Here is a 7,144-nt window from a genome sequence, read left to right as displayed (position 1 = left end):
CATTTAAGGCGAGTAAATTGGTTTGATCAGCAATACTCGTAATCATACCAACAATCTTACTAATTTCATCAGATCGATGTCCAAGCGATTCAATCATATAAGAGGCATCTTTGACAGACTCATGTATTGCCTTCATTTGCTGAACGACTTTTTCAACTTTTTCCATCCCTGCCTTGCTTATCGGTAAGCGTTACCATTTTTAAAGAAAATCCCAATATTTGTTTACTGTTTATGTGTCTTTATATGTTTCTCAAGTAATAAAAATGGGAATATAATGATTAGGTACTATATTAGAGGAGGGTTTCTATATGGATGAAGTTCGTGATCATAATAAATCAGGTCTTGATAAAGATAAAATTTTAGAGGAGCGGAACGACAAATCTAAAGCCTTTCAAAAGAATTGGGAAGATCAAAAAATCCGTGATCAGGTGGTAATGCCCATCGATGATCTCCCACTAGAAGATATCGAAATGGAAAAAAAAGAAGAACGAAATAAACATGAAACAAAAGATGATTCTTCAAGTGAACGAATTTAACAATATGCATTTAAAAGCCTGAAGGCAAGTTTCTTCAGGCTTTTTTTGATGAATATACTGCTTTGTTATTTAACCATTTTTGTAAATTAACCGCACGTACTTCTGAACCATGGTATAATCTAGTTCGTTATTCAACACCAATATTAATAACATCTCGGTACTTTTTATAGAAGAGGGAGATCTATTTTGACTATCCAATCAATTAAACAAGAATGGTTTGGCAATATCCGTGGTGATATATTGTCAGGAATTGTCGTGGCACTCGCACTCATCCCAGAAGCGATTGCTTTTTCAATTATTGCTGGAGTTGACCCAATGGTCGGTCTTTATGCATCCTTTTGTATCGCTGTGGTTATATCGTTTGTAGGCGGAAGACCAGGAATGATTTCTGCTGCTACTGCAGCAATGGCACTTGTTATGGTGGACCTCGTAAAAGATTATGGTCTGCAGTATTTACTTGCCGCAACTATTCTAACAGGAGTTCTGCAAATTATATTCGGTGTCTGTAAGATCGGTAAATTAATGAAGTTTATCCCACGTCCAGTGATGACTGGGTTCGTAAACTCATTAGCTATTTTAATTTTCACGGCTCAATTAACTCATTTTGTCGGAGAAACTTGGATTATGTATGTAATGACAGCAGGGGCTCTTGCCATCATTTACTTGTTTCCACGATTCACAAAAGTCATTCCCTCTGCACTCGTAGCAATAATTGTTATAACCATTATTGCTATAGCTACAGGTGCAGGTGTTCGGACAGTTGGTGATATGGGCGAGCTGACACAGGCATTGCCTTTATTTATGCTTCCAGACATTCCATTAACGTTTGAAACACTATCCATTATCTTTCCATATTCACTTGCCCTATCCTTTGTAGGCTTGCTTGAATCCCTTTTAACAGCTCAGATTGTGGATGACTTGACAGATACTAAAAGCAATAAAAACAAAGAAGCACGCGGACAAGGAATAGCTAATATTATTGCGGGCTGTTTTGGCGGTATGGCAGGCTGCGCCATGATTGGACAGTCAGGAATCAATATTAAATCCGGAGGCCGCGGAAGATTATCGACTTTTGTAGCAGGTGTCTTTTTACTGATATTAATTGTCCTTTTAAATGACGTCCTCATTAAAATTCCTATGGCAGCTCTTGTGGCCGTGATGATTATGGTTTCAATCGGAACCTTTGACTGGTCATCATTAAAAAGACTTCATTTAACACCTAAGAGCGATACCTTTATTATGCTAGTCACCGTATTTACGGTTGTCTATACACATGATCTTTCTAAGGGTGTTTTCGCCGGTGTCATTTTAAGCATGATCTTTTTCTCAGCAAAACTATCTCGTGTTCATATCGAAAAGATTGAAACACCAACAGACGTAACCTATCAAGTGACGGGGCAGCTTTTCTTTGCATCTGTAAGTGACTTCGTTAATAAATTGACAGCCCAAGAATCGGTGAAGACCATTATCATTGATTTTTCTCATTCCCGCTTGTGGGATGATTCAGCGGTCGGTGCTGTTGATAAAGTCGTTTTAAAATATCGAGAGCAAGGAAAAACCGTTCACATCATTGGACTCGACAGAGCAAGCAGTGACTTAATTGAACGCCTCGCTGTTTTTAATAAAGAGCTGCCTAAAGCAAGTAATTCCTAACGGTATAATCAAAGGAACCATTGCACATACTAATTCCTTCTACAGATAAATGTGAAGGAGGATTACTACTTGCAAAAGGAAAACGATTATACAGCCGCCAGCCTGTCTGAGGATTTAGTTAATGAAGTAAAGAGTTTTGAGGATAAGCTCGGTAAGCAGGTTAATAAAGATGTGATTGTGATTGCCTATGAAAAAGAAAAAAATGAAACAAATTAAAAAAACGAACGTATCGCTAATCAACGATACGTTCGTTTTTTTAGTTTGAAAGGATATTTGTCAACACAGGGACGATTTGTTTTTTACGTGAAACGACCCCTTTAAGAACAGCTAGGTTATTAAACAGTTCGACATCATATGCCTTTTCAACAGCGTCTGTCTTGTTGCCAAGTGCGAGCACTACTGAGTCATTAATCAGAATATCAGTAACAACAAATAGGAATAAATCAAGATTCCTTTCAAAAATAACTTCTGAGATGGCGGCTTCTAATTCTGTCTGCATAGCCATTACTTCATTTGTATCAACAGCATTTACTTGTGCAATAACAACTTTCGCATCACCCATTGCAAATTCCTTCGCATCAAGGGTAATCAGCTGATCAATGGTTTTTCCGCTTAAATCAGCACCAGCCTTAAGCATCTCTAAACCGTAGCTTTCAGCATCTACACCAGCGATTTCTGCCAGTTCAAATGCAGCGGCTGTATCTTGTTCAGTACAAGTTGGTGATTGAAATAACAAGGAATCTGAGATGATTGCTGATAGCATTAATCCAGCAACTTCCTTTGGTATTTCAAGACCGTTTTCTTTATAAATCTTATTCAATATAGTAGCCGTACAGCCAACCGGTTCTGCACGATAATATAAGGGGTCACTTGTTTCAAAGTTAGCAATACGGTGATGGTCGATTACTTCAAGAATTCGAACCTGATCAATATCATCTGCACTTTGCTGACGTTCGTTATGGTCAACAAGAATGACTGCATCTGCTTCGACAGCAACCTTTTCAACTAGACGAGGTGCGTCAAATTTAAATGTATCGAGTGCAAATTGTGTTTCACCATTTACTTCTCCTAGACGAACCGGCTCTGCGTCCATACCTAATTGTTTTTTCAAGTCTGCATATGCAATTGCTGAACAAATCGTATCTGTATCTGGATTTTTATGTCCGAAAACGAGTACTTTTTCCACGTGAATGCTCCTTCAATTAAAAATATAGTTTACTTTTTTATAAAGTATTACGTTTATTTTATCACATTTTTTCATTGATTCATTCCAGAAATGATTCTATGTACATTATCAGGAGTTTCCCATTCATTTCGTCCTTACCCATAATGACTTTAACGATTATAACAAGTTCGAACGGAGTTTAGCAATTGATTCCTTCCTCCTAAGAAATATATTCCGAAGTTCAAATGAAAATGGTTGTATTTTTCTCAGAGATAGCTTACGATTATAGTAGCTCAAATCACAAGATATAGATTAATTTTCATATAACATAACTATATATAGAAAACGCTAGATTAGGTGCCGGAAACGGCTGAAAAGGGAAACCGGTGTAATCCCGGTACTGTCCCCGCAACTGTAAGTGTGACGAAATGAGATGACCACTGTATCAGTGAGATACGGGAAGGGCTCAAAGTAGGGTGATCACGAGTCAGGAGACCTGCCTAAACTTGCTTTAGTTTCTTGTTCTTCGGGGGTTGAGATGATGAAACGATGGTGTAATGCCTTCTTTCATGCTTCCTTACACTTATCGTTTAATCCGCTCACAATCCTTGAGCGGATTTTTTTATGTTTAAAAACTAGGAGGATTCATTTTATGACCCAAACAACCATAAATAACAACTCGCAGCAATTCACAATATTGTCCAAGCAATTTGAAGGACGTCTAGACATGAAATCATTCGAAACTAGGTTTCAAAAATGGCTGGACAGGCAGTCTGATGCTAGTGAAGCAAAAGTATCAAGAAAGTTGATACAAATGGCCCTCGAAAAAGTCGATATAGATGCACCTGATTGGACGTTTGCGGCCGCAGCCGAGCTGCTTCATTCCATGTACAGAGAGTCTCGTACTAACCGCGGTGAAAAGACCTCCTACGGTTCCTTTTACGGATTGCTTCAGCAGCTTTCCACCCCACAAATGGGTCAACGCTACTCTGTATATAAGCCCGAATTATTAGCTTCGTACACTAAAGAAGAGATTGAGGAACTTGAATCAGCCATTGACCCTGAAAAAGACAAATTATTCTCTTATATCGGGCTGTATTTACTCAATGACCGTTATCTGGCTCGTCCAGAGAAAGACGCTGTTTACGAACTTCCTCAGGAACGGTTTATGATCATTGCGATGGAAATTATGCGCAACGAACCATCTATGCGAATTCAGCTTGTCAAAGAAGCCTATTGGGCCATGTCAAATCTCTATATGACCGTAGCCACCCCCACTCTTTCAAATGCAGGAAAATCGCATGGTCAATTGAGTTCTTGTTTCATAGATGCCATTGATGATTCGATTGACGGCATTTACATGGCAAACTATGATGCAGCAAAAGTGTCTAAATTCGGCGGTGGAGTCGGGCTATATGCAGGTAAAATACGTGCTCTAGGCTCTGATATTCGGGGTTTTTCTGGGAACAGCTCAGGTACTACACCTTGGATCCGTTTATTTAATCAAACAGCTGTTAGTGTTGATCAGCTTGGACAACGCAAAGGTGCCATTGCGATTTATCTTGATGTCTGGCACAAGGATATTTTAAGCTTCCTTGATTTAAAAACACAAAATGGTGATGACCGCTTGAAAGCTCATGATATTTTCACGGGTGTCTGCATCCCGGATTTATTTATGGAAGCTGTTCGTGACCGGTCTGATTGGTATCTCTTTGACCCGCATACCGTAAAAGAAACACTCGGGTTCTCTCTTGAAGATCATTTTGATGAAGTGAAAGGTCAAGGAAGCTTTCGCAAACAGTATGCAATAGCAGTTCAAGCTGCCGAAGATGGAACATTACCGCACTTTTCTTTTGAGAAAATCCCTGCCATTACAATCATGAAAAATATCATGATCTCACAATTAGAAGAAGGCGTACCGTACATGTTCTACCGTGATGAAGTAAATCGAATGAACCCGAATAAACATAAAGGCATGATTTACTGCTCGAATTTATGTACGGAAATTGCTCAGAATTTAAGTCCTACCACAATTTCACAAGAGTACACAACCGAAGATGGAGATGTCGTCATCGTGAGGAAAAGCGGAGATTTCGTTGTTTGTAACCTCTCTTCAGTTAACTTACCACGTGCAGTTGGTGACGATGTTCTTGAGCGTCTCATCCCGATTCAGGTAAGAATGCTCGATAATGTCATTGATGTTAACAGCCTGCCTGTCAAGCAGGCGGAAATATCAAATAAACGATACAGAGCCATCGGCTTAGGGACATTTGGCTGGCATCATCTGTTAGCAAATAAAAACATCTACTGGGAATCCGACGAGGCCGTACAGCTAGCTGATTCCTTATATGAAAAAATTGCTTATCTTACCGTTCACGCTTCCAATCAGCTGGCACGAGAGAAAGAAGGTTATCCTTACTTTGAAGGCTCTGATTGGCATACAGGTGAATACTTCTCACTTAGAAATTATGAGGATGAAAAGTGGCTTGAGTTAAAAAACAATGTCCAAAAACATGGCCTTCGTAACGGCTATCTCATGGCTATCGCCCCTAACTCATCAACGGCAAAAATAGGGAATTCAACAGATGGAATCGACCCATTATATGAAATTGAATTTTACGAGGAAAAGAAGAATTTTAAATTCAAAGTAACCGCACCAGGATTAACACCTAATACTTACGAGTATTACAAAAAGACTCGTTTTCATTTAGATCAAAAAGAAAGCATAAAACAAAACGCAGCCCGCCAGCGTCATATTGACCAAGCCATTAGCTTTAATCTCTATGTTCACAACACCATTAAAGCGAAAGATCTGCTCGATATCCATCTGACAGCCTGGAACAGCGGTATGAAGTCAACGTATTACGTCCGTTCCACTTCATCAGAATTCAGCAGTGCCTGTGAAAGTTGCAGCAGCTAAGGGAGAAAAAGAAAAGGAGAGGTTCCAATGAATGAACAGATTAAAAAAATCAGAATGCTTGAGCCAACACATCCAACTCGAGCAACAGGGGTCTTTAAAGGGGAAGCATCTGGTTTTCTTCTCTGGAATGATATTCAATATGAGAAGTTTTATGATACGTATACACAATTGATCAACAACTTCTGGAAGCCTTCGAGTGTAAATATGATACAAGACAAAAAACAGTGGTTGGAATTGGATGAGGATATTCAAGACGTTTTTCTCGATATACTGACGATGATTGCAGGCATGGACAGTTTACAAACACCTACGCTCATTGAAATTATGCGTTTTATTAAGGACCCTGCTGCAAAAGCCATTCTTGCCAATATGGCCCAGCAAGAGTCGATCCATAATGAATCCTACTCCTACATCTTGGCTTCTTTGCTTCCAATCGGTCAGCAAAGAGAATTATTTGATCGGATAAAACAGCATCCTCAGGTAATAAGAAGAAATCAGCCGATCGTAGATGCCTATCAGACGTATGTTGACGACCCAACTCCTCAGCATTTATTTGAAGCGTTAATCCACTCTACCAATCTCGAAGGTATTTATTTTTATTCAGCATTTGCCTTTTATTATAATTTAGGCAGACAAAATCTGATGACAGGCTCCGCTACCATGATTTCTTATATTCACCGAGATGAAATGGTTCACTTTGACTTTGTTGGCATGCTTGTTCAAATATTAATGTATGAGTATCCTGAACTAAATAACAAAGAGAATAAGAAATTTATCTATCATACTCTTGAAAACGCAGTAAACCTTGAAAAAGAATGGTCTGAATATATGCTCGAGGATATTCAAGATAAAGCAGATTTAGACTTGGAA

7 protein-coding genes and 1 riboswitch are annotated in these 7,144 nt (G+C 39.0%); of the genes, 5 read left to right on the top strand and 2 right to left on the bottom strand.

Annotated elements, in window-relative coordinates:
• On the bottom strand, positions 1 to 166 hold a 166-nt coding region (locus AC52RT_RS09325; protein WP_495540484.1), incomplete at its 3' end, for a methyl-accepting chemotaxis protein.
• Between the two features lie 142 nt (positions 167 to 308).
• On the opposite strand from AC52RT_RS09325, the gene AC52RT_RS09320 reads away from it, so the two are divergent.
• The 3 genes from AC52RT_RS09320 (at position 309) to AC52RT_RS09310 (ending at position 2,405) form a co-directional block, all read left to right on the top strand.
• Entirely contained in the window at positions 309 to 536 is a 228-nt protein-coding gene (locus tag AC52RT_RS09320; protein WP_495540483.1) for a YczO family protein, read from the top strand.
• A 186-nt stretch (positions 537 to 722) separates the two neighbouring features.
• Positions 723 to 2,189, top strand: coding sequence for a SulP family inorganic anion transporter (locus AC52RT_RS09315; protein WP_495540482.1), 1,467 nt, complete (start codon positions 723 to 725; stop codon positions 2,187 to 2,189).
• A 69-nt stretch (positions 2,190 to 2,258) separates the two neighbouring features.
• Entirely contained in the window at positions 2,259 to 2,405 is a 147-nt protein-coding gene (locus AC52RT_RS09310; RefSeq protein WP_495540481.1) for a hypothetical protein, read from the top strand.
• Between the two features lie 40 nt (positions 2,406 to 2,445).
• Here AC52RT_RS09310 and AC52RT_RS09305 read toward each other — a convergent pair whose 3' ends face one another.
• Positions 2,446 to 3,375: a manganese-dependent inorganic pyrophosphatase gene (locus tag AC52RT_RS09305; protein ID WP_495540480.1), complete on the bottom strand. Its 930-nt coding sequence runs from the start codon at positions 3,373 to 3,375 to the stop codon at positions 2,446 to 2,448.
• Between the two features lie 317 nt (positions 3,376 to 3,692).
• Positions 3,693 to 3,872, top strand: a riboswitch (cobalamin riboswitch).
• A gap of 134 nt (positions 3,873 to 4,006) precedes the next feature.
• Between AC52RT_RS09305 and AC52RT_RS09300 the strand changes: the two genes are divergently transcribed.
• Positions 4,007 to 6,274, top strand: coding sequence for a ribonucleoside-diphosphate reductase subunit alpha (locus AC52RT_RS09300; protein WP_495540479.1), 2,268 nt, complete (start codon positions 4,007 to 4,009; stop codon positions 6,272 to 6,274).
• 27 nt (positions 6,275 to 6,301) lie between these two features.
• On the top strand, positions 6,302 to 7,144 hold an 843-nt coding region (locus tag AC52RT_RS09295), incomplete at its 3' end, for a ribonucleotide-diphosphate reductase subunit beta (protein WP_495540478.1).

The sequence above is a fragment of the Peribacillus sp. genome, from assembly GCF_059453735.1.
This window is presented reverse-complemented; position numbering and strand designations above follow the sequence as displayed.